Raw genomic sequence first — 24,215 nt, forward strand, 5'->3', positions numbered from 1 at the left:
AGAATAACAGAATCTGTAATATGAAAATAAAATATACAGGAGAAAACAACAGATGAAAAATAAGTTTAAACTTTCAGAAACAGCATTCCAGCTTGATGGAAGGATGCCTCTTTCCCAGGCGATACCTCTTGGACTTCAGCATGTCCTTGCAATGTTTGTCGGAAATTTGACACCGTTATTAATTATCACAGGAGCATGCGGACTGGTCGGTGGTGAATTTGCTGATCTTCAGCTTTCGCTGCTTCAGAACGCAATGCTTATCGCGGGAGTTGTCACCCTGATACAGCTTTTCTCAATAGGTCCTGTTGGAGGAAAGGTACCGATCATTATGGGTACATCTTCAGGTTTTATAGGAGTATTCAACAGCGTAGCGGCAACCATGGGCGGTGGAGTGCTTGCGTATGGTGCGATTATGGGTGCATCCATTATCGGTGGCTTGTTTGAGACTGTGCTTGGTTTCTTCCTGAAACCTCTGCGCAGGTTTTTCCCGGCTGTTGTAACAGGTACAGTAGTTTTATCAATTGGACTCAGCCTTATATCGGTGGGAATAAATTCGTTTGGAGGTGGAAATAATGCCGCAGACTTTGGCTCCATGGAGAACCTTCTGCTTGCATTATTTGTCCTTGTGGTTATTCTTTTCTTTAAGCACTGGACAAAAGGATTTTTAAGCTCGTCATCTATTCTTTTTGGAATAATCGCAGGTTATATCGCGGCGATCATAATGGGACTTGTCCTTCCGAGAACAGGTATAACTGCTGATGGTGTGGAATATACAAAAGCCTGGGTGTTGAACTGGGACAAGGTGAAAGATGCTTCCTGGTTTGCGATTCCACAGCTCATGCCTGTAAAACCGGTGTTTGATATGCGTGCAATACTTCCCGTTCTCATAATGTTTATTGTAACAGCGGTGGAAACTGTCGGTGATATATCAGGTGTTATGGAAGGTGGCCTTGGAAGGGAAGCCACAGATAAGGAACTTTCAGGTGGTGTGATGTGTGACGGTCTGGGTTCATCTCTTGCAGCGGTGTTTGGAGTCCTTCCAAATACATCATTCAGCCAGAATGTGGGACTTGTAGCCATGACTAAGGTCGTCAACAGATTTGCGCTTGCAACAGGAGCGATATTTCTGATATTATGTGGCCTTTGCCCTAAACTTGCAGCACTGGTATCGATCATGCCTCAGTCAGTGCTTGGCGGAGCTGCGGTTATGATGTTCTCTTCGATAGTTATCAGTGGTATTCAGCTCATAACAAAGGAACCATTAAGCGCACGCAACCTGTCTATAGTTTCAGTAGCACTGGGCGTAGGCTATGGAATGGGAGCCAATCCTGGTATCCTAGCAAATGCCCCTCAGCTGCTCCAGCTTGTTTTTGGAGGCTCAGGAATTGTTCCTGCGGCAATGGTTGCAATTCTGCTTAATATTATCCTGCCTAAAGAAAAGTAGTAATCAGGGACACTCCTCGTTACAGAAGGAACGTCCCTGTGGCGTACACAACTTGTTGTTATGCTACAAAAGTAGTTGTTGATAACAAAAAAATATGCTAACATAAAAATAGTGGTTTTCGAATGTGTGTTCGATATAGTATAATATATACTGTATATACATTTGAGACTGCTATTTTTTAGCTTGAAGAAAAATATATAGTAATAAAACCTATTCGGTATGGAGGAGAAGATATGTACATTGTGATAGACGTAGGCGGAACATTTATAAAACACTGTGTGATGGACAGAGAAGCTGAGATAATGGAGAAGAATAAATTCCCTACACCTGGAAGATTTGGAAATGGACTGGAGAACATACAACAGGGGCTGGATGCATTCCTTGATGCAATTCAGTCGATATATGATGGATATAAGGAAAGATATGATATACAAGGAATAGCAATATCACTTCCTGGACAGGTGGACGTGGACAACGGAATATGTTATGCCGGCGGAGCCTTGCCTTACCTTGACAAAGCACATATAGGCGAGCTTGTAAGCGAGAGATGCGATGGACTTAAGGTAGCGCTTGAGAACGACGGCAAATGTGCAGCATTGTCGGAGATATGGCAGGGAAATGCAAAGGACTATAGCAGCGCAGTTGTATTGGTATTTGGCACAGGTGTCGGTGGAGGAATAGTCATAGACAGAAAGATACTCCACGGCAGAGGTATGGTTGCCGGTGAGATGTCGTACCTGTTTGAGGATGTGAACAGGGATAATATAGACAAACTTGTACCGCTTGAGGCGAATCTCAAGAATACAAAGAAACATGTAAAACTTCCGGACAATGTCACCTGGACGATGCAGGCATCGGTAAGCTCACTCAGAAGAGAGGTGGCAGCAGTCAAGGGCATGAGGGAAGATGAAGTGTCAGGTGAGATGATATATGAGTGGGAGGCTGCCGGTGATAAGGCGGTCATAGATGTGCTTGAGGACTGGTATCTGAATATTGCCAAGCACTGTATGAACATGCATGTTCTGCTGGCACCGGACATCATACTCCTTGGCGGTGGAATCAGTGCGGAACCAAGATTTATACAGGGCGTGAAGAAGTATGTGGATAAACTGGCGAAATTTTCAGTGATTTATAATGAGATGCAGGTGGGCCTGTGCAAATTTGGTAACGATTCCAATCTCATAGGAGCACTATTCAACTATCTTCAGAAGTATGAGGGTGCTCACTAGATAAGAAAACGGAGATCATATCAGGATGAAACACAATGACGGAAAAGAGACGGACATCAGAATGAGCGCAGAAAAGAGTAAAGAAAGAAGCATAGAAAAAAGCAAAGAAAAAGGCAAAGAAACGAATACAGAAAAGAACACCGATTATAGAAAAAAATCGCACGAGATGGATATGTTAAATGGTTCACTGGCGATTAAGATGCTTATATTTGCAATGCCGCTGGCGGCCAGCAGTATATTGCAGCAGCTTTTCAATTCGGCTGATGTGGCTGTGGCAGGAAGATTTGCGGGAAGTGATGCACTGGCAGCAGTTGGAAGTAATGCTGCAGTCGTTGCTCTATTTGTGAATGTATTTGTGGGACTTTCTGTCGGTGTGAATGTTCTTGTGGCGCATTATATAGGCCAGAATAAGAAGGATTCAATAAGCAAATGTGTCCATACCAGCGTGAAGTTCGCCCTTATATGCGGAATAGCTATGCTTGTGGTTGGAATGTTTGTGGCAAGACCTATACTTGAGGCTATTGATACTCCTGCCAAGGTGCTTGACCAGGCTGTGCTGTACCTTAGAATTTATTTCGTAGGTATGCCTTTTATCATACTGTATAATTTTGGAGCGGCTGTGCTCAGAGCTATAGGTGATACAAGGCGTCCGCTTTACTGCCTGATAGTTTCAGGCGTACTCAATGTTGTACTCAACCTGTTCTTCGTGTGTGTGTGTAAACTTGGAGTGGCAGGCGTCGGCATGGCAACGGTCATATCAAATGTTGTCAGTACGGGAATAGTCATGTATATATTGATGCATGAGGAAGGTCCACTCAGACTCGATATAAAGAATATACGAATAGATAAAGTGTGCCTGGGAAAGATACTCAGGATAGGAGCTCCATCAGCGATACAGACGGCAGTTTTCTCATTGTCAAATGTGCTGATACAGGGCGGAATCAACAGCTTTGGTCCTGATGCTGTGGCAGGCTCATCCACGGGTCTTAATTTTGAATATTTTGCATATTTTGTCATATCCGCATACGCACAGGCAGCAGTGACATTTGTGAGCCAGAATTATGGTGCAGGTGAGAAGGAGAGATGCAGAAAAGCTCTCAGGATTGCCATGTTAGAGGGCATGCTTATGACGGCTGTGTTCAGCAGTGTCATGATGCTTTCAGGGGATTTTCTTGTGAGATTTTATACAACAGATACAGAGGTTATAAAGTATGCACTTATAAGAATGAAGCATGTCATGCTCCTTGAGGCGATGACAGGAACATATGAGATGACAGCTGCGGCACTCAGAGGCCTTGGCAGATCCATGCTGCCGGCTATTATAACAGTTGTGGGTTCAGTAGTGTTCAGGATCATATGGATATATACGGTGTTTGCGCGATATCATTCTTTTGGCATGCTTTTGAACGTGTATATAGTTTCATGGATAATAACAGGTACGGCGATGATAATCGCATACATACTCGTATCGAGGAAAGTGCTGGGGCATACACGGACCGGTGGGAAGGGTGCTGAGACGGCTGCTGTATAGTATGTGACCCAAGGCACATAAGCATCAGAAAGAGAAGATTAAGACTGAGCATGAAGTGACAGGGGGATTGGCTGTGGATAGGGATAAGAAAGATAGAACGTATATTGCGATAGATCTGAAATCCTTCTTTGCATCGGTTGAATGTGTTGAGCGCGGACTTGATCCGCTGACCACCAATCTGGTTGTGGCAGATGCGTCGAGAACAGAGAAGACTATATGCCTTGCTGTTTCCCCGTCGCTGAAGAGCTATGGTATACCTGGAAGAGCCAGACTGTTCGAGGTGGTGCAGAGGCTTAAGGAGGTCAATGCCAGCAGGAGAACACTTTCACCCGGTGGAAACTTTTCCGGGGAGAGCTGCGATTCCAATGAGCTTGCGGAGCATAATGAATTTGCGGTTTCGTATATAGCCGCTCCGCCACGTATGGCATATTACATGAAGTATAGTACGGATATATATAACATCTATCTGAAGTATGTAGCACCAGAGGATATGCATGTGTATTCCATAGATGAGGTGTTCATGGATGTGACGGATTATCTTGGGATATATAAGATGAGTCCGCACGATCTTGCCATGACGATCATACAGGATGTGCTTGCACAGACCGGTATAACAGCAACAGCAGGGATAGGAACGAACCTCTACCTGTGTAAGATAGCGATGGATGTTGAGGCAAAGCATATAGCCCCGGATAAGGATGGAGTCAGGATAGCAAGTCTTGATGAAATGTCGTACAGACAGAAGCTGTGGAATCACAGACCGCTCACAGATTTCTGGAGAGTGGGAAAAGGATATGCGAGAAAACTTGAGAGTCATGGACTTTATACAATGGGAGATATCGCCAGATGCTCACTGGGACATGACGATGAGTATTACAACGAAGATCTGCTGTACAGATTATTTGGTATAAATGCAGAGCTGCTCATAGATCATGCATGGGGCTGGGAGCCTTGTACCATTGCTGATATCAAGGCTTACAAGCCGGAGAGGAACAGCATAGGTTCAGGACAGGTGTTGTCATGCCCATACGAATATGAAAAAGCCAGACTTATTATCCGTGAGATGACGGATCTGCTCGTGCTGGATCTTGTGGATAAAAATGTCAAGACAGATCAGATGGTCATAACAGTGGGGTATGATATAGATAATCTCAAAAAGAACGCCGCGGGAGCAAAATTTTCCGGAGAGATACAGACAGATATGTATGGGAGGAAAATACCGAAAAGTGCCCATGGAACGGTGAATCTTGGAGAGTATACATCATCTACACAGGTCATCATGGATGCGGTGACCGGATTGTTTGAAGAGATCGTAGATCCTTTATTGTATGTCAGAAGGATATATGTCACGGCGAACAATATCATATCGAATACTGCGGCACATGAGAAACAGTCATCAAGGCAGCTCAGTCTGTTTGATGATTTTGGAGACGGGGCAGCAGAGACGGAGAAAAAGCAGCAGGATATGAAGCGGGAGCAGAGCATGCAGAAAGCGATGATAGAGCTCAAGAAGAAATTTGGCAAAAATGCAGTCCTTAAGGGAATGAATCTTGAGGAGGGCGGTACGACGATAGAGAGGAACGGACAGATAGGCGGTCACAAGGCTTAGGAGGGGCTTATGGAAGATAATTACGATGACATAATACAGCTTCCACATCACGTGTCCTCTGTTCATCCGCACATGTCTATCCATGACAGAGCAGCACAGTTTGCCCCATTTGCCGCACTCACAGGACATGGAGCAGCCATAGCGGAGACTGCAAGGCTCACCGATGAGAAGTTGGAGCTGGATGAGAGTCAGAAAATGGTTCTTGATCAGAAACTGTTGAATATAATGCATAATGCAGACAAAAAATGTGTGAGTATAGAGTATTTTGTAAAGGATGACAGAAAAGCCGGTGGAAGATACGAACATGTGTCGGGATATATACGCAATGTTGACGTATATGGGAAAAAGATAGTTATGGAAGACAGAACCGAGATACCGATAGATGATATATATGATTTAGATATTGATCAGAATGGAGATGTATATTTGCATGAATAGAGAGACTATGGTGATAGCACACAGAGGAGCGAGTGCCCTTGCGCCTCATGAGAATACACTTGAAGCGTTTCAGATAGCTATAGATCTGAAGGCGGATATGGCGGAGTTCGATGTGAGGAAAACCAGTGATAATATACTCATAGTATTTCATGATGGAACTATAGACGGCAGAAAGATAGGAGATATGACATACAACAGAATCAATGATATTGCATCAAAAGAAGGCTACAGAGTGCCTACGCTTGACGAAGTCCTGGAACTCTGCAGCGGAAAGATATGTCTTGATATAGAATTAAAGGAGAGCGGATACGAGAGGCGTGTCATAGATCTTGTCAAGGGGAGATTTGGATACGGTGAGTTCTCGATAAAATCCTTCAAGGACAAAGTGTCGTACAATGTGAAGGCCATAGACCCGAGGATAAAGACCGGACTGCTTGTCGGTAAGAAAAAGGCTAAGCTCGGTGTCAGATTGAATGAGTATTTTCCTGAGAGAAGAATGAGACGGTGTAAAGCGGATTTTATATCGCCGAATTATCTTCTATGCACGAAGGAATTTGTGAAGAGAATGAAGCGCAAGCACATACCGGTATATGTGTGGACTGTGAATGATCCACACTGGATGAGACGTATGTGTAGACTGGGCGTAGATGCAGTGATAACAGACCGCCCGGATATAATGCGTTGAAAGACCTAGAAATATTTGTTATATTATTCTATAGGTGGAGGAGTTGTACATAGGAGGATAATATGAGCAAAGTACTATACTTTGATTACGCGGCATTCTGCGTGTTTACTCTTATCATGGTCTCAGTCATCATGAAGAAGATGACCAGAGGCAAATTAAACAGGCAGTTTCAATTTGTTCTGACCATTGCAATGGTTGCCACAGCGTTTGATATAGGCGCCATCGCATTTGACAATATGGGTGAAAGGCATGTAGTTACCCAATACATATTCCATACGGGATATCTCTTTTTCCATGTCGTTTCATCGGCTATGTATGCCACTTATGTGATGAACATAGTGGATGCCATACACATATTCAGAGGTAAAGTGAAGAGTTTCATACTGGTACTTCCAACGTTGCTGTGCATAATCATGCTCGGAGTTAATTTTTTCACTCCGTGTGTATTCAGTATAGGCGGACAGGGAGAGTACAGAAGAGAGTTTTTCATGACATTTCTGTATGTTGCCGGAATATTTTATATGATTCTGGGCTTCATGGTTGTTACGAGATACCACAGGAGACTTACAAGAGGAAGATTTGTATCAACCATAGCGATATTCCCATTGGTTGTTGTTGCGGCCGTATTTCAGATGTTTAACCCGGATATTCCGATTGAGATGTTTGCAAATGCGATTGGATTACTGTTCGTTGCGTTGCTGATACAGAGTCCGGAGCAGTTTATAAGCAGTGCCACGGGCCTGAACAAGATCACAAGATACATGGACGACGTGAGAAATTCTCTGGATAATGGCCTTGATATAACGATAGTTATGATAACTATGGAGAATGACAAGACTCTTCGCGGGATTCTGGGAGTTGAGGAATATCATAAGCTGATCAGGGAGATCTCTGAAGACTTTTTAGAGTGGAGCAGACCATACGGATATGATGTTGAGTGGTATTATCTGGGAAACGGAATGTTCAGATGTGTCATGAACCAGCGTATCAAGGATCAGGCTGAGGATTTTGCGGAGTGGATAAATGAGAAGCTGAAGAAGGGATATAAGTATAATGATATGTTTATAAATCTATTGCCGATAATATGTATCACCAGATGTCCTCAGGATATAGGGGATGTTGACAGTGTGATGCGGTTTGGCGATGAGCTTGCTGAGCACGAGTATACAGGCCGTGTTCTCTATGCCAGAGATATCTATAACAAGGAAAGATATGATCTGATGCGGGACATGGACATGATACTTGAGAAGGCATTTGCCGAGAACAGGTTTGAGGTTTACTATCAGCCTATATACAGCATAGATTCTGGAAAATATAACAGTGCTGAGGCACTTCTGAGATTAAATGATGATATGTATGGATACATTTCGCCGGAGATATTTATCCCTGCTGCGGAGGAGAATGGAATGATCCATAAGATAGGTAAGTTCGTTCTTGAAGAGGTGTGCCGTTTCATAGCTGGAGAGAAATTCAAGAATCTCGGACTGGAATATGTTGAGGTGAATCTGTCGGTCATCCAGTGCATGAGCAGTGAGTTATCAGAAGACGTGCGGGCAGTGATGGAGCGTTACGGAGTCAGCAATGAGCAGATAAATCTTGAGATTACTGAGACTGCGGCTGCCTATGCTCAGACGACAATGATGGACAATATCAACAGTCTCACAGATGATGGTATTGCATTCTCACTTGACGATTTTGGAACGGGTTATTCCAATATGAAGAGGATAGCATCCATGCCGTTTTCGATAGTTAAGCTGGACAAGACATTTGCGGATATAGACACAGATGACAAGATGATTAAGGTTGTCAAGAACACCATAAGCATGGTTAAGGATATGAATATGAAGATCGTAGTGGAAGGCGTGGAGACGGAGAAATCCCTCAGGAAGTTCAGCAATCTTGGAGTGGATTACATTCAGGGCTATTATTTCTCAAGACCATTGCCACAGGATAAGTTCATATCAGAGGTGAAGAGAGTTAACCAAGGCTAAGAGAAAGGACGGCGTATGACAGATATAGAGAACCGGGTCGTTGATGAGGTAGAGAAGGCCGTAAAGGGAAAAAGAGATATAATAATCAAGGTCTATGCTGCCATACTTGCGGGTGGACATATACTTCTTGAGGATATCCCGGGTGTGGGCAAGACCACTCTTGCAACGGCATTTGCCAGAACTCTGGATATGAAATATAACAGAGTCCAGTTTACACCGGATGTTCTGCCGAGTGACATAATGGGATTTTCCATGTACAATGCAAAAAGCGGTGAGTTTGAGTACAAAGAGGGTTCAGCGTTCTGTAATCTGTTCCTTGCGGATGAGATAAACCGAACATCGCCTAAGACTCAGTCGGCACTCCTTGAGAGCATGGAGGAAAAACATGTGACAGTCGATGCTGTTACAAGGAAACTTCCACAGCCTTTCACGGTCATTGCAACCCAGAATCCGGTTGGTTCGTCGGGAACGCAGATGCTTCCGGAGTCCCAGCTTGACAGATTCATGGTGAGACTTTCCATGGGATACCCATCCCACGAGGCTGCGGTGCAGATACTTAAAGGTCAGGAATTTGTACCTATGGACAGTGTAGAGAGAATAGTGACGAGAGATGAACTGATAGGTCTTCAGGATAAGGCGAGAACTTTGAGTGTGCATGATTCAATATTTGATTACATAGTGACTCTGGTTGAGGCTACCAGGGAGAGTGAGCTCTTCTCGATGGGAGCAAGTCCGCGAGGCGCAAATGCACTTCTGCGGATGAGCAGAGCAATGGCGGTGCTCTCTGGAAGAGAATATGTTGTGCCGGGAGATATAGCAGAGGTGTTCAACGACGTGCTTGGGCACAGGGTAAAGCTTGCAGCCCGTGCCAGAGCTAATGGAATGACTGTCGCAGAGGCTCTGGATGAAGTGAGAAGTCAGGTTAAGGTTCCAAGGACTTAGAACGGAGAACATAAGAGATATAAGTAAAGGAGGATCAGCGGATGAAGTACGCATGGCATGTATTCAAATACATTCTCGTGTTTGTTATAAATCTGTTGATTCTTCTTTTTGTGCATTCATATTTTAATTTCATAGTTATGATACTGATGATAGTTCTGCCGGTCGTGTCAATAGTATGCGCCTTTGTGCTTTCAAGGCATTTGACTGTAAAGTTTGGCGGCGGGGAGCAGAACCTTACGGTGGACTCGCCATTTCTCGTATCGGTTGTGCTCGACAACAGCAGCATTATTCCGAATATGAACACAGAGATAGAGATAAGCATGGAGAATGATCTTTTCCATACAAATGGCAGGCATACGCTGTGCATACCTGCATATTCGCGCAGTGCGAATGTGGTGGACTACCAGATAGCCCAGTCGTATGTAGGTGCACTGGAGGTGAAAGCGGACAGAATATGTGTTACTGACTGGCTTGGATTTGTGAGGATAAAGAGCAAATGCAACTCGGTAAAAGAGTACAAGGTTTTCCCTTCCGGAAAGGTTGATGTGGAGGCGGATATGACCGCGGTTTCACAGGGGATGAACGAGGCTGAGGAGAGCCGGAAAAAAGGTCATGATTTCTCCGAGGTTGTGGATGTGAGAGAATACCAGCCGGGGGATAAGCTTCAGAATATACATTGGAAGCTGTCAGCAAAAAAAGACGTGCTGATGGTAAAGGACAGAGAGAGCATGTCGTCAAGCCAGCTCATGATATTGGTAGAGCTTGCCGATGATGAGACACATATATTGAATGATGTACTGAAATCCGCCTACGGCATGGCTGTAAGTCTGTTGGATGAACAACTGCCGTTTACATTCTATTACTGGAGCGGCGCGCAGGGCGATATAGTCAGGACTTCGATAGACAGCAGGGATGATCTCGCTGAATGGATGGAGAAGATCTTTTATGAGCAGGCGTATGCAGATTTTGGCTATGGGTTATCGATGCTTGAGAAGAATCTGGATTCTGACAGAAGGATCATAGTTGTTTCCGGCGATATGAGAGCGGATGGCAATGTAGTGTTTACATATGGAGATCGTGTGAAAGGATACATAATTGGGTAGAATCTTTGGTAGAAAAAAGAAAACTGAAGACAGGAAAACGGTAGAATTCTGTGAAGGTGTAAGGCTGCTCAACGATCCGGAGATCACAGATGGAGGCAGAGAAGGCGCGGATTACAGAAAAAGAAAGCTGCGCAGAAGAAAATCGGACAGCAGAGGTATCGCTGCAAAATGCCTGCTGGAGATATTTATCATAGGCGGTTCAATGTGCGGCTTTTTGTCGTGTATAGATATGGCGTATGGTGTTCCCGTTATATTTCTGGCGTATGCGCTGCTGGCCATGTACTTCTGTGGTCTGTTCAAATCAGGCAAGGTGTGGGTGAGAGATGTTGGATATATCATATTTCTTGTCGCTTTTGTCCTGTTCATCATGCTCCTCAGACGTTATATAAACAGTGGATTCTATGCTATCGTAAATGAGTTTCTGGATCATGTGACTGATTATTATGGAGCCCAGGAGGTTAAGGTATTCTCCGAGACTTTGTCCAACAGGGCGCTCACTGTTCCTGTGGCAGCCATCGCTATAGGCTGTGTAGAGATAATAATCCTCAACATTTTCCTTAACACGAATATGAGTGTGTTCTGGGCAGTGTGGTTTTCACTTCCTGTGTTTATATTACCATTGTTTTTCAGGCTTGAGCCGGATGTTATTTACATGTTCATGGTATCCACAGGACTTTTGGGAGTTATCTGCCTTAAGGGAAATGGTCACTTCCGTATAACTGACAAGGACAGTACGTTTGAATATGATGAGAAGAAGCGAAGATTCAGTTACAGGCATAGTGACAGGGCGTCTCTGCAGCTTGCGGCCGGTGTGGCGGCTGTATGTATATTGGTGGGAAGTGCGGTTATTCTTGTCAAGCCGCAGCAGACTTATCTGTACAGGTATCGTGATAGCTCGGCGAAGAACAAGATCGAAGGCCCGCTTGGAAACCTCATCATGTATGGATTTGAATCCCTAAGGAATTCGGCGAATACCGGAGGACTGGCAAATGGAAAGCTTGGAGGCGTGTCGGATGTCACACTTGATGGACAGACGGATCTGGTAATCACATTTGCACCATATAGCACAAACAGGATCTATCTGAAAGCGTTCGTTGGTGATGAGTATAGATGGGATCATTGGGACAGAGATAAGGATGGCGACTATCTGTCACCGGTCAATTCTGAAGGACATGCCAGAGGACGAATGGATATACAGATCATAGATGGCGCCGGAGATCTAAAATATTACCCTTACTACACTGATATAGAAGCCATGAATACTTACAAAGAGGGCGATTCATTGTACAGTGTGGAGTACAGTCCATCCGCTCTGGCTGAGCCGGTTATGTCGTCGGTGGATGACAAGTATCTTGAGATTCCAGAGGAGAATATGGATTCAATACGAAGATTCTGTGAGAGCGCAGGAATCACGGAAAAAGACAGTGTGGATAATGTGCTGCAGAAGGTGTATATATACTTCCTGGAGAATTATCCGTACACACTGCATCCGGGAGCCACGCCGATGGATGAGGATTATGTCAATTATTTCCTTGATACTACGAAGAAGGGCCTGTGTGCCAATTATGCCACTGCGGGGGCGCTGATCCTGAGATACATGGGGATACCCACAAGATATGTGGAGGGGTATGCCGTGGATTACACCGAGATCCTTGACGGAACAATGCTCGATGAAGAACAGTTCAGTTACGATGATTATTATTCAGGCTCATCAGAGCTTGGAAGAACGGCTGTTGTTCAGGTGGATGTGGACGATGGCGGAGCTCATGCGTGGATAGAGGCGTTCATACGTGGCAGATGGCAGGTCGTGGAGCTGACACCTCCGTCGAGTGAAGATGAGGATGAGACCCAGGATGATTTCTGGTCCAGATTTGGAAGATGGCTCGTAGGTGATGACAGCGGAGATACCGGAACAGATACGACCGGCACAGCATTTTCACTTGGAAATGCCGTGTGGATAATATATGTTCTGGCGGGATGTATAGCATTTGCTGTGCTCTTGTTTGTGGGGCGTACAGCAGTCAGGAAGATAGTTCGTTTTGTGGGTTATCACAGGAGAGATAAGACTGGAAATGTGATAGCTTACTATAGGTATATGTGTGATTATGCAAGACTTGCGTCGGATGATTTTTCGAGGGCGGGAAATCACAGGCAGCAGCTTGAATATTTCTGTAAGGGCGCAGATCCGGCGGAGACTGAGGACCTTGCGGCATATATGGAAGGCATAAGCTATGGCGGCGAGGTGTCCGGGGACGAATATGTACAGCGTATGGGAGAACTTCGGGTGCTGTTCAGGAGCTTTAGGAGACAGGTTCCTTTTATGAAGAGGATATACATATTCCGAATGTTGTAGTATAGTTGACAGGTAGCAATGGATAATGGAGGTATAAGAGATGCTTGGAATCATAGGTGCGATGGACGAGGAAGTCGCAAGATTGAAAGAGATGATAGATGGGCTCCATGTCACAGACAAGTGTGGCATGAGCTTCTACAAAGGACAGATAGAAGGAACGGATGTCGTGGTCGTAAAGTGCGGTGTCGGCAAGGTCAATGCGGCCATGTGTACCCAGTCGCTGATCGACATGTATGGAGTGTCAGCTATCATCAACACCGGAATAGCCGGATCACTGGATGCTGACATAGATATAGGAGACATCGTTCTGGCTACGGATACCGTGGAGCACGATATGGATGTATCCGCCCTTGGATATGAGCCGGGTGTGATCCCTGATACAGAGCTGAGCGTGTTCAAGACCAGCGATGAGCTGCTTAAGATAGCACAGGACTCAGTGGATGCAGCAAATATAGGAGTCAAGGTGTTCACTGGAAGAGTGGTGAGCGGCGATCAGTTTATCTGGAGCAAGGACAAGAAGAAATGGCTTGTGGAGACATTTGGTGGAAGATGTGCAGAGATGGAGGGCGCGGCCATAGGACATGTTGCAGTGCTGAATAAGGTTCCGTACCTTGTTGTCCGGGCCATATCGGACAAGGCTGATGACAGTGCAGAGATGGATTATCCTACATTTGCGGCAAAGGCTATAGAGAACAGTGTAAACATGATGACAGAGATAATAAAGAGATATGAGGTGAAGTAGACATGGATAAGATAGCAAGTTTTCAGATAAATCATCTTCTCCTGAATCCGGGCATTTATGTGTCGAGAAAGGATAAGGCTGGGGATCAGATCCTCACAACATTTGACATAAGGATGACAAAGCCGAATTATGAGCCGGTTATGAACACTGCGGAGGTTCATACTATAGAGCATCTCGGTGCGACATTCTTGAGAAATAATGAAGAGTATAAGGATAGGGTCATATACTTTGGACCTATGGGCTGCAGGACGGGATTTTATCTCATACTCGCAGGTGATTATGAGTCGAAGGATATAGTGGAGCTTATGATATCAATGTTCGAATTCATAAGACATTATCACGATCCGATCCCTGGAGCAAATCCAAGAGAGTGCGGCAATTACCTGGATATGAATCTCGGTATGGCGAACTATCTTGCAGAGAAATTCCTGTCACAGGTTCTGTATGATATAGATGACAGCAGACTTAATTATCCAGAGGGTTAAATTCCAATTTACAAATGGGATCAAAATATACAGACCATGTAAAAAACGGGTGATTTTCAGTGGAAATTCGCTTTGTTGAGGAATGTTTGCCATTCTATTGACAATGAAGCTTGCGTGCTTTTTAATGCACGTAAGCTTTTTTTGTGCACATAAAACAGCTAAACAGATTCATGAAGACGGCTCTTACCGGATACGGTTATGAATGGGCTGAAACTCAAACAGAAAGGAAGAGATTATGAAAAGATTGTATGTATATAAGATTCTGCTGGCTGTTCTTCTGGCCGTATGTGTGGCCGGTGTGGTTTTTTATCATAGGTTCAGTACAAGGTCAAGTGCTGACGAACTGTATGCCGGGGAGAAAAGCAGGCATACTGATGTTATGGCCACCTCAACGGATGGAATTGCGGATATGGCCGGATATGAGATAAGTTATGAAGATGTGGACTGCATCCTAAGCGGCGATGTGGTGTTTTACAATGGGATGCCATACACGAGGCATTACACGGTGCATAAGGACGGTGTAGAGTACAGGGCATACTGCGGCGATCATAAGAAAAATGAAGTTAAGAGCACGGACAAGGTGGCATTTTCCGTGACAAATGACAGACTGCTTCAGAAAGCGTTTCTGTATGGACCGGGAAGTGAATATGCGTGGTCTGGTTTTAAGGGGGTGTCCGCAGATCACAGACAGCTCATCATGACACTGACTTTGAATTATATAAGACATGGACAGTATTTTGACGTTATAGACGAATTCTATAAATACATATCGGAGACAAAGCGAGATGAGATCATCCTTCAGGGAGATCAGGCAGATATAGAGATAATAGATGATGGAAGCAAAGAGAATTACGGTAATTATGTAAGTCTTAAGGATTATACCGGTTATGTGGACAAGAAGACTGGTGAGAAGAGAAGAAGAACCAGGATAATGAGGTGTAAGGCAGATGCTGAGAATGGAGTGAGGATCTCGGTACCGGCGGATACATGGCTCCATATCAGGAAAAGCGGAGAAAAGGAGTTCACCATCCACAAGACAGGTAAGGTAACTATAATGGGAGGCGACAGATTCTTTTTCAGTGCTGAGAAGGCTCATAAGGGAACGGGCACAGTAAAGTCTGGTAAAGGGATCCCCGGAGTTACAGTGTATACTGTAGATTCCACTCAGGTAGATGATGACCAGCAGTTGTTATTTGGAACGGTAGCTTCAAGCAGTATTTCTATGGATATTGAATGGACGGGAGAGAAGCCTGTTCTTGGAAAGTTCAGTCTGCACAAGACCGACAGAGATTCCGGCGCCGGTGTGGGAGAAGCTCTGTACAATATTGAGATGGAAGTGAAAAACGGCACACAGAGTCTGCGCACTCTGGTGGCTCAGATAGAGACTGATGAGAATGGACATGGTATAGTTGTGATGTCAGAATATGGGGGACTTGGAACCTATGAGATCACAGATATGCCGTTCGGAACATACAGGATATATGAGGAAAGGGCTCCGTACAACTATGAGAGAAACAGTGCTGTGGCACAGCTCGTTATAAACGAAGAAGGAGAATTTCTGTCCGTGGATGGCAAGGAGGTCAGTACATCCACGGAGCTTGAAATAAGCTGGGAGACTTGGGACAAGGTGATCTCAGGCAAGATTGATCTGAGCATATACAAACAGGATGCGGAGACGGGAGATAAATCTCAGGGAGATGCTGTCTTGTCAGGGGCTGAGTTTACAGTCAATTATTACAGGAATTTTTATAATTCCGTGGACGAGCTTCCAGAGAAGCCGGATCAGAGCTGGACGCTTAAGACGGATGACAGCGGTAAGTGCGGCCTTGAGGATGTGGTTTTGCAGACGGGAACAATCACGGTTCAGGAGACAAAAGCCCCAGAAGGGTACACGCTTGTGAATTCAATATTTAAAAGCGCAAAGGATGGCAATATTATAAAGGATAGTTCAGATGGAATATATCTGGACAGAATAGAACAGGATGGCGACACTGTTCGTCTGGTAAATGGCTACGAGCTTGTGGTCGGGAACCATGTCGTAAGAGGTGACTTCAAATTCAAAAAAGTGGATGCCGAGGATGGGACAGCGATCGCAAATGTGAGATTCCTCGTCGAGAACTCCGATGGCACCCAGTCTGCGGAGATAACAACTGATGCCAATGGCGAATACTCCAGTTCTGCGGATGATATCTGGTTTGGGGATGGAAAGCCGGACAAGACCAAAGGGTCACTGCCGTACGGAGAGTACACATTGACAGAGCTTCGTTGTGATGCAAATAAGGGAAAGTATAAGAGCATTGCTCCGATAAAATTCAAAATAGATTCAGATGAGTGCGTGTTTGATCTTGGGGACATAGTTGATGAGAGGATGCCGGAGATAGAATCTGTGGCGAAGAACAGTGAAGACGGATCGAAGTTCATTGATCCGGATGCGGAAACTGCAGATATCACGGACACGGTGAGTATGAAAGGGCTGGATATCGGGCACAGATACAAACTGAGCGGAAGCGTTGTCTCACAGGAGTCGGGCAGACCGCTTGGGGCAGATGGATCAACGTCAGAGAAATGTTTTACCGCAGATGCAGAGGAGATGACTGTGGATGTGAATTTCAGGTTTTCGGCTGACAGCATAAGTGGTTCGGCTCTTGTCTGCTATGAGGTGCTTACGGATGAGGATTATGAGGGAGAGGTCGTAGCTTCACATGAGGATGTGAACCTTGCTTCACAGACAGTTTATACAAAAGAAAAAGAGAAGATCAGAGGGAGCATAAGTGTCCACAAGACGGATGATATTCTGGAGACACCTCTTGCGGATGCGGAGTTCACATTGTACAGGGCATCTGATCATGAAAAGCTCATGACAAAAAAGACTGACAAAGCCGGCAGTGTAGAATTCACCGGACTCGAGCCGGGAGAGTATTATATAAAGGAGACCAGAACTCCCAAGGGTTATATTGCCGACCCGGGGGTAAATTCCATACCGGTGAGCGTGCCGGAGAGTGCAGATGAGCCACCGGTGATAAATGTCAAAAATCACTATGGCATGGTGCATATACTCAAGACGGATCAGGAGGATGGCAGTCCGCTTGCCGGGGCTGTGTTTGGCATATATGATGACCGGGGTGCTCTGATCGCAAAAGCTGAATCGGAAGAAAATGGACAGGCTGTATTTTACGGACTTGCCAGAGGCACGTATAGCATAGAGGAGTTAGCTGCCCCGGAGGGTTACGAAAAAACAGACAAAAAAATTCAGATAGACACATCAAAAAATGAATATACCATGGATGATCCGGTGATCATAACAAATCAGAAAATAAAAGAACATCCATCACCCGACACGCCAAACACTCCTGATACGCCGGACACCGGAGATCGGGATCCTGTTTCGAAGGTCATACTGCTTATGTGCTTTGCCGTAGTTTCGGTTGCGGGAATCGTATTTTACAGGAAAAAATTTACCGGAGAATCAAAATGACAGTAATAATAACATGGGACAATGTGGTTGACCTTTAGATTTATAAGTGATAACATACAAAATGGACTTGTATAAATAATAAATATCACGTGAGGTGCGAAAGATGAGTAAAAGTTTTGATGATTTATTGGCAAAGGTTTCACAGTGCAGCAGAAAGACAGTTTCAGTTGCAGTAGCACAGGATGCGCCTATTCTTGAGGCTGTAAAGGCTGCAAAGGAGAAGGGAATCGCAGATGCTATACTTGTGGGTGACGAGGCAAAGATCAGAGAGGTCGCAGATCAGATCGGTATGGATCTTACAGGTTATGAGATCGTAAATGAGCCAGATGATATAGAGGCTTCACTTAAGGCAGTGAAACTTGTTCATGATCATAAGGCTGACATGTATATGAAGGGACTTCTCTCAACAAAGGATTTCCTGAAGAGTGTCCTCAACAAAGAGGTTGGTCTCAGAAATGGTAAGCCACTTTCACATGTATGTGTATTTGAGATCCCTGGTATTGACAGACTCCTGTACCTTACAGATGTTGCGTTCATGACTTATCCTTCACTTGAGGAGAAGAAGTCGATCATAGAGAACTCTGTAGAGGTTGCTCATGCGTGCGGAATACCTTGTCCAAAGGTTGCTCCACTTGCAGCAGTAGAGGTTGTAAATCCTAAGATGCCTGTAACAGTAGAGGCTGCTGAGCTCACAAAGATGAACGAGAACGGTGAGATCACAGGCTGTATCGTTGACGGACCTCTTTCAATGGATCTTGCGATCGAGCCAGAGGCAGCTATCCATAAGGGAGCTACAGACAGAAAGATCGTTGGAGATGCCGATATCCTTCTGTTCCCAGACATACATGCAGGTAACCTTGTATACAAGACACTTGTTCATACAACAAAGTGTAAGAACGGATGTATCATAACAGGTACAGATGCTCCTGTAATCCTTACATCAAGATCAGATACATTTGAGGTTAAGCTCAACTCAATAGCACTTGCAGCAGTTGTTGCAGAGTCACTTAAGGCAAACAAATAAGCCATACATAAAAAACATTTGGAGGTTTAAAAAATGTCATATAAGATTCTTATAATAAACCCAGGTTCAACATCGACAAAGATCGGTGTGTTCGAGGACGAGACACTTCTGTTTGAGGAGACACTCAGACATACAACAGAGGAGCTTGCAGGCTTCAATATGATAGTAGATCAGAAGGACTTCAGAAAGAAGGTTATTCTTGATGTCCTTGCTGAGAAGAACTTTGACATCAAGACACTTGATGTATGTGTAGGACGTGGCGGAATGCTCAAGCCAATCCCAGGCGGTACATACGCAGTAAGCGATGACCTTCTTGAGGATCTTAAGATCGGTAAGCAGGGCCAGCATGCATCAAACCTTGGTGGTATCCTCGCAAGAGAGATCGGTGATGAGCTCGGAGTTCCTTCATACATCGTAGATCCAGTCGTTGTTGATGAGCTTATGCCATCATCAAGACTTTCAGGAGTACCTGAGCTTCCAAGAATAAGCGTGTTCCATGCACTCAACCAGAAGGCAGTAGCCAAGAGATATGCAAAGGAAGTTGGCAAGAAGTACACAGACCTGAACCTCATCGTAGTACATATGGGTGGCGGTGTATCAGTTGGTGCCCATGATCACGGTAAGGTAGTAGATGTATACAACGCACTTGACGGTGACGGTGCATTCTCACCAGAGAGAGCAGGTGGCGTTCCTTCAGGAGCACTTGTAAAGATGTGCTTCTCAGGCGAGTATACACAGGCTGAGGTTATGAAGAAGCTCGTTGGAAAGGGCGGCTTCAACGCTTACATCGGAAGCAACGATGCAAGAGATCTTGAGAAGCTTGTCAATGAGGGCGATGAGCATGCAAAGCTTGTTCAGGATGCATTCTATCAGCAGGTTGCCAAGGATATAGGTGGTATGGCAACAGTTCTCAGAGGAAAGGTTGATCAGATCATCCTCACAGGTGGAATCGCATATTCAAAGCACACATGCGAAGAGCTTGAGAAGAGAGCAGGATTTATTGCTCCATTTACAGTATATGCAGGAGAGGATGAGCTTCTTGCACTTGCTCAGGGCGCACTCAGAGTCATGAATGGCGAAGAGGAGCCAATGAAGTATTAAGAGAAAAGTGATTTTCAGATAAAAAGTTCATGGCATATAACAGAAATTGCCATTATAACATAAGCCGTATTGTTAATAATACTAACAAGACGAAAGTCTTAAATAATTATTTCAATATGGAGGTACAGGGTTATGGCAAGTTCAAACTCTAACAAGACAAGTGTTCCAGAGGCAAAGAGTGCTATGAACAAGTTCAAGATGGAGGTAGCCAAGGAGATCGGTGTTGATCTTAAGGATGGCTACAATGGAGATTTAACATCAGCTCAGTCAGGTTCAATCGGTGGCGAGATGGTTCGTCAGATGATCAAGAGACAGGAAGAGCAGATGTCAGGAAGATAAGCCTGGCTTATAATCTCCGTTAGATCTACGAACAAAAAGAAGACCTGGTGTATGATCCATACATCAGGTCTTTTGTGTCGTGAAAACTTTGTAGTATAATAATAGTATAATGGACTGGACAATCATTTGCACATTATGATATAATCGATGATTGATGTGGACTTTGTCCACACATATAAACAAGAAAAAGATAAATGGATGCTATCTGAGTGCCTTAATTGTAGGGCTTAAGGCACCATTTGCACATTTCAAGGAGGAAATAAAAAGATGAGTTTCACAGTAGAAAAGCTTGAGCACAGCATGGCAAAGCTTACAATCACAGTACCTGCAGCAGATTTTGACAAGGCAATGACAGCAGCTTACAACAAGACAAAGAACAGATTCAATGTTCCAGGCTTCCGTAAGGGCAAGGTGCCAATGGCATTCATCGAGAAGATGTATGGCCCGGAAGTATTCTATGAGGATGCTGCAAATGCAATGATCAACGAGTATTATCCAAAAGAGGCTGTAGCTTCAGAGCTTGAGATCGCATCACAGCCAGTTATTGACGTAATAGAGATGGGCAAGGGCAAGGATTTCGTATTCACAGCAGAGGTTGCTGTAAAGCCTGAGGTTACACTTGGCGATTACAAGGGAATCGAAGTTGAGAAGATCGACGTTGAAGTAACAGATGACGAGGTTCTTGAGGACATCAAGAAGGAGCAGCTTCAGAACGCAAGAAAGGTACTCGTAGAGGGAAGAGCAGCACAGCTTGACGACGAGGTTACTCTTGACTTCGAGGGATTTGTTGATGGTGTTCCATTTGATGGTGGAAAGGGTGAGAACTACAAGCTCGTTCTTGGCTCACATTCATTCATCGATACATTTGAGGATCAGCTTGTTGGTAAGAATATCGGAGAGGATGTTGAGGTTAACGTAACATTCCCAGAGGATTACCAGGCTGAGGAGCTTGCAGGAAAGCCGGCAGTATTCAAGTGCAAGATCAACTCTATCACAGAGTCACAGCTTCCAGAGCTCAATGATGAGTTCGCAAGCGAGGTAGGCGGATGCGATACACTTGACCAGTACAAGGAAGAGGTAAAGCAGAAGATACTTGCAAAGAAGAACAGAGACGCTGCAAACGAGAAGGAAGCAAAGGTTCTTGACAAGGTTATCGAGAACGCAACTATGGATATTGCAGATGCACAGGTTGAGGATATGCAGAAGAGAATGAAGGATGAGTTCGCTCAGACACTTCAGTATCAGGGAATCAGCCTTGAGCAGTATATGCAGATCGTAAACGTTACAGAGGAGTCTCTCATGGAGAGAATCAAGCCAGACGCACTCAAGAGAATCCAGCAGAGAGCAGTTCTTGAGGCTGTAGTAAAGGCTGAGAACATTGAGGCTACTGACGAGGAAGTTGACGAGGAGCTTTCAAAGATGGCAGCTCAGTACCAGATGAAGCTTGAGGATATCAAGGGATTCATGGGCGACGCAGAGAAGGACAGCATCAAGAAGGATGTAGCAGTTAAGAAGGCTGCAAAGCTTCTTGTAGATGAGTCAAAGGAAGTTTAATATTTTAACAGACAGATTGGCTTGATATGTATTGGAGGTAGATAACATGGCATTGGTACCATACGTTGTAGAACAGACTAGCCGCGGAGAGCGAACATACGATATTTATTCTAGATTGCTGAAAGACAGAATCATCTTTCTTGGAGATGAGGTCAATGATGCAACTGCAAGCCTTGTTATAGCACAGTTGTTATTCCTTGAGTCAGAGGATCCTTCAAAGGATATCTCATTATATATCAACAGCCCGGGTGGATCAGTTACAGCCGGAATGGGAATATATGACACAATGAGATATATCAAGTGTGATGTTTCAACAATATGCTGTGGAATGGCAGCGAGCATGGGAGCATTCCTTCTTGCAGGAGGAACAAAGGGCAAGAGATATGCGCTTCCAAACTCGGAGATCATGATACATCAGCCACTTGGTGGAACTCAGGGACAGGCAACAGAGATAGAGATCGCAGCCAGACATATATTAAAGACAAAAGAGAAACTCAACAAAATGCTGAGTGAGAATACAGGAAAACCGCTTGATGTTATAGCGGCAGATACAGATCGTGATAACTGGATGACTGCTGAGGAGGCTTGTGCATACGGCCTTATCGACAGCGTTATAACAAACAGATAATACAGATAGAGATATCTGATATGTAGAAGATGTATCAGTTGGTTGGAGCCAGCCTGCAGAACCGGCGGTGTATTCGCAGATTCTGGAAAAGACTGGCTCCAGACAATTATAAATAGTGAATAATCGAGGTATTGTAATGGCAGATCGTAGTGACGAGAGAAAACAGCTCAGATGTTCTTTCTGTAATAAGACACAGGATCAGGTTAGAAAACTCATAGCCGGACCTGGGGCTTACATATGTGATGAATGCGTAGAGATATGCTCAGAGATAATAGAAGAAGAACTGGTTGACGCAGGACTTGATTCAGATGGTGATATCAATCTGTTAAAGCCAAAGGAAATAAAAGAATTTCTTGATGAGTATGTAATAGGTCAGGAAGAGGCAAAAAAGGTACTGGCGGTTGCCGTGTACAACCATTATAAGAGAATACTTGCGCAGAAGGATTTTGAGGTTGAATTACAGAAGAGTAATATCCTCATGGTTGGTCCAACGGGATCAGGTAAGACATATCTTGCCCAGACCCTTGCAAAATTGTTAAACGTTCCTTTTGCAATAGCAGATGCTACAACTCTCACAGAGGCCGGATATGTAGGAGAGGATGTTGAGAACATTCTCCTGAAGCTTATACAGGCCGCTGATTATGACATAGAGAGAGCTGAGCATGGAATAATCTATATTGATGAGATAGACAAGATCACAAAGAAGAGCGAGAACGTATCCATAACCAGAGACGTGTCGGGTGAGGGCGTTCAGCAGGCTTTGTTAAAGATAATAGAGGGCACTGTGGCTTCAGTTCCACCTCAGGGCGGAAGAAAGCATCCACATCAGGAGCTTATCCAGATCGATACGACCAACATATTATTCATATGTGGTGGTGCGTTCGAGGGACTGGAGAAGATCATAGAGAACAGAGTCGGCCAGAAGTCAATTGGCTTTAATGCAGAGGTTATAGAGCAGTCAGAGCAGGACGTTGGACAGCTCCTCAAACAGGTTATGCCACATGACTTTGTAAAGTATGGACTTATCCCTGAATTTGTGGGAAGAGTTCCTGTTGCAGTGACTCTGGATCTTCTGGATGAGGATGCACTTGTGAGAATACTGACAGAGCCAAAGAGTGCAATATGCAAGCAGTATAAGAAGCTTTTTGAGCTTGATGGAGTTCAGCTTGAGATAGAGGATGATGCGCTCAGAGAGATAGCAAAGGAAGCTATGGAGCGTAAGACCGGAGCTAGAGGACTTCGAGCTATCATGGAGAATGCTACACTTAATCTTATGTACGAGATCCCTTCAGACCCAACTATAGAGAAGTGTGTTATTACCAAGGGTGTCATAACAGGCGATGAAGAACCTGTACTGACTTACAGAGATCCATCAGAGGATACAGACCTTCCTAAGAAAAAGGTAAGGAAGAAAAAGGCAAATACAGATAACGGCGAGAGTGCATAGTCATTATTGCCGAAATGAGACGTTATAACGCTGACATACATTTGCGCCCTTATAAGCCCTTAAATGTGCAGTGTTGATAACGTCTTATTTTTTAA

Annotated in this window: 19 protein-coding genes; all 19 read left to right on the forward strand. The window is 44.5% G+C overall.

Annotated elements, in window-relative coordinates:
* The first annotated feature begins 52 nt into the window (after nt 1–52).
* Complete coding sequence (locus tag DW025_RS05810; protein WP_117548805.1) at nt 53–1,444, forward strand: uracil-xanthine permease family protein; 1,392 nt, start codon at nt 53–55, stop codon at nt 1,442–1,444.
* Nucleotides 1,445–1,677: 233 nt separating this feature from the next.
* The gene (locus DW025_RS05815; RefSeq protein ID WP_117548806.1) at nt 1,678–2,673 is read left to right on the forward strand and encodes an ROK family protein; all 996 of its coding nucleotides are present in this window, start codon (nt 1,678–1,680) and stop codon (nt 2,671–2,673) included.
* Between the two features lie 25 nt (nt 2,674–2,698).
* Complete coding sequence (locus DW025_RS05820; RefSeq protein ID WP_119999151.1) at nt 2,699–4,204, forward strand: MATE family efflux transporter; 1,506 nt, start codon at nt 2,699–2,701, stop codon at nt 4,202–4,204.
* 73 nt (nt 4,205–4,277) lie between these two features.
* Complete coding sequence (locus tag DW025_RS05825; protein ID WP_117548808.1) at nt 4,278–5,813, forward strand: Y-family DNA polymerase; 1,536 nt, start codon at nt 4,278–4,280, stop codon at nt 5,811–5,813.
* A 9-nt stretch (nt 5,814–5,822) separates the two neighbouring features.
* On the forward strand, nt 5,823–6,251 hold the full coding sequence (locus DW025_RS05830) for a hypothetical protein (protein WP_117548809.1): 429 nt from the start codon (nt 5,823–5,825) through the stop codon (nt 6,249–6,251).
* Nucleotides 6,244–6,936 (forward strand): glycerophosphodiester phosphodiesterase, encoded by a 693-nt coding sequence (locus DW025_RS05835; RefSeq protein WP_117548810.1) that lies wholly within the window; start codon nt 6,244–6,246, stop codon nt 6,934–6,936. Before DW025_RS05830 ends, DW025_RS05835 begins: the two co-directional genes overlap by 8 nt.
* A 62-nt stretch (nt 6,937–6,998) precedes the next feature.
* Nucleotides 6,999–8,927: an EAL domain-containing protein gene (locus DW025_RS05840; protein WP_119999153.1), complete on the forward strand. Its 1,929-nt coding sequence runs from the start codon at nt 6,999–7,001 to the stop codon at nt 8,925–8,927.
* Between the two features lie 15 nt (nt 8,928–8,942).
* Entirely contained in the window at nt 8,943–9,869 is a 927-nt protein-coding gene (locus tag DW025_RS05845; RefSeq protein WP_119999155.1) for an AAA family ATPase, read from the forward strand.
* Between the two features lie 41 nt (nt 9,870–9,910).
* Nucleotides 9,911–10,972, forward strand: coding sequence for a DUF58 domain-containing protein (locus DW025_RS05850; protein WP_119999157.1), 1,062 nt, complete (start codon nt 9,911–9,913; stop codon nt 10,970–10,972).
* Nucleotides 10,965–13,325, forward strand: coding sequence for a transglutaminase-like domain-containing protein (locus tag DW025_RS05855; RefSeq protein ID WP_119999159.1), 2,361 nt, complete (start codon nt 10,965–10,967; stop codon nt 13,323–13,325). Before DW025_RS05850 ends, DW025_RS05855 begins: the two co-directional genes overlap by 8 nt.
* Nucleotides 13,326–13,365: 40 nt before the next feature.
* The gene (locus DW025_RS05860) at nt 13,366–14,067 is read left to right on the forward strand and encodes a 5'-methylthioadenosine/adenosylhomocysteine nucleosidase (RefSeq protein ID WP_119999161.1); all 702 of its coding nucleotides are present in this window, start codon (nt 13,366–13,368) and stop codon (nt 14,065–14,067) included.
* A gap of 2 nt (nt 14,068–14,069) precedes the next feature.
* Nucleotides 14,070–14,552, forward strand: coding sequence for an S-ribosylhomocysteine lyase (locus DW025_RS05865; RefSeq protein ID WP_015534167.1), 483 nt, complete (start codon nt 14,070–14,072; stop codon nt 14,550–14,552).
* Nucleotides 14,553–14,787: 235 nt separating this feature from the next.
* Nucleotides 14,788–18,027, forward strand: coding sequence for a SpaA isopeptide-forming pilin-related protein (locus DW025_RS05870; RefSeq protein ID WP_119999163.1), 3,240 nt, complete (start codon nt 14,788–14,790; stop codon nt 18,025–18,027).
* Between the two features lie 103 nt (nt 18,028–18,130).
* Nucleotides 18,131–19,051, forward strand: a complete 921-nt coding sequence (gene ptb, locus DW025_RS05875) for a phosphate butyryltransferase (protein WP_022216032.1) — start codon at nt 18,131–18,133, stop codon at nt 19,049–19,051.
* A gap of 33 nt (nt 19,052–19,084) precedes the next feature.
* On the forward strand, nt 19,085–20,152 hold the full coding sequence (gene buk, locus DW025_RS05880; RefSeq protein WP_015534166.1) for a butyrate kinase: 1,068 nt from the start codon (nt 19,085–19,087) through the stop codon (nt 20,150–20,152).
* Nucleotides 20,153–20,284: 132 nt separating this feature from the next.
* Nucleotides 20,285–20,491, forward strand: coding sequence for an alpha/beta-type small acid-soluble spore protein (locus DW025_RS05885; RefSeq protein ID WP_015534165.1), 207 nt, complete (start codon nt 20,285–20,287; stop codon nt 20,489–20,491).
* 267 nt (nt 20,492–20,758) lie between these two features.
* A complete protein-coding gene (tig, locus tag DW025_RS05890) occupies nt 20,759–22,045 on the forward strand; it encodes a trigger factor (protein WP_015534164.1) in 1,287 nt (428 codons plus the stop codon).
* Nucleotides 22,046–22,091: 46 nt separating this feature from the next.
* Nucleotides 22,092–22,673: an ATP-dependent Clp endopeptidase proteolytic subunit ClpP gene (gene clpP, locus DW025_RS05895; protein ID WP_015534163.1), complete on the forward strand. Its 582-nt coding sequence runs from the start codon at nt 22,092–22,094 to the stop codon at nt 22,671–22,673.
* Nucleotides 22,674–22,809: 136 nt separating this feature from the next.
* Nucleotides 22,810–24,120: an ATP-dependent Clp protease ATP-binding subunit ClpX gene (clpX, locus tag DW025_RS05900; RefSeq protein ID WP_022216030.1), complete on the forward strand. Its 1,311-nt coding sequence runs from the start codon at nt 22,810–22,812 to the stop codon at nt 24,118–24,120.
* Nucleotides 24,121–24,215: the final 95 nt, after the last annotated feature.

Source organism: Coprococcus sp. AF38-1 (genome assembly GCF_003603945.1).
GTDB classification, from domain to species: Bacteria; Bacillota; Clostridia; order Lachnospirales; family Lachnospiraceae; genus Coprococcus; species Coprococcus aceti.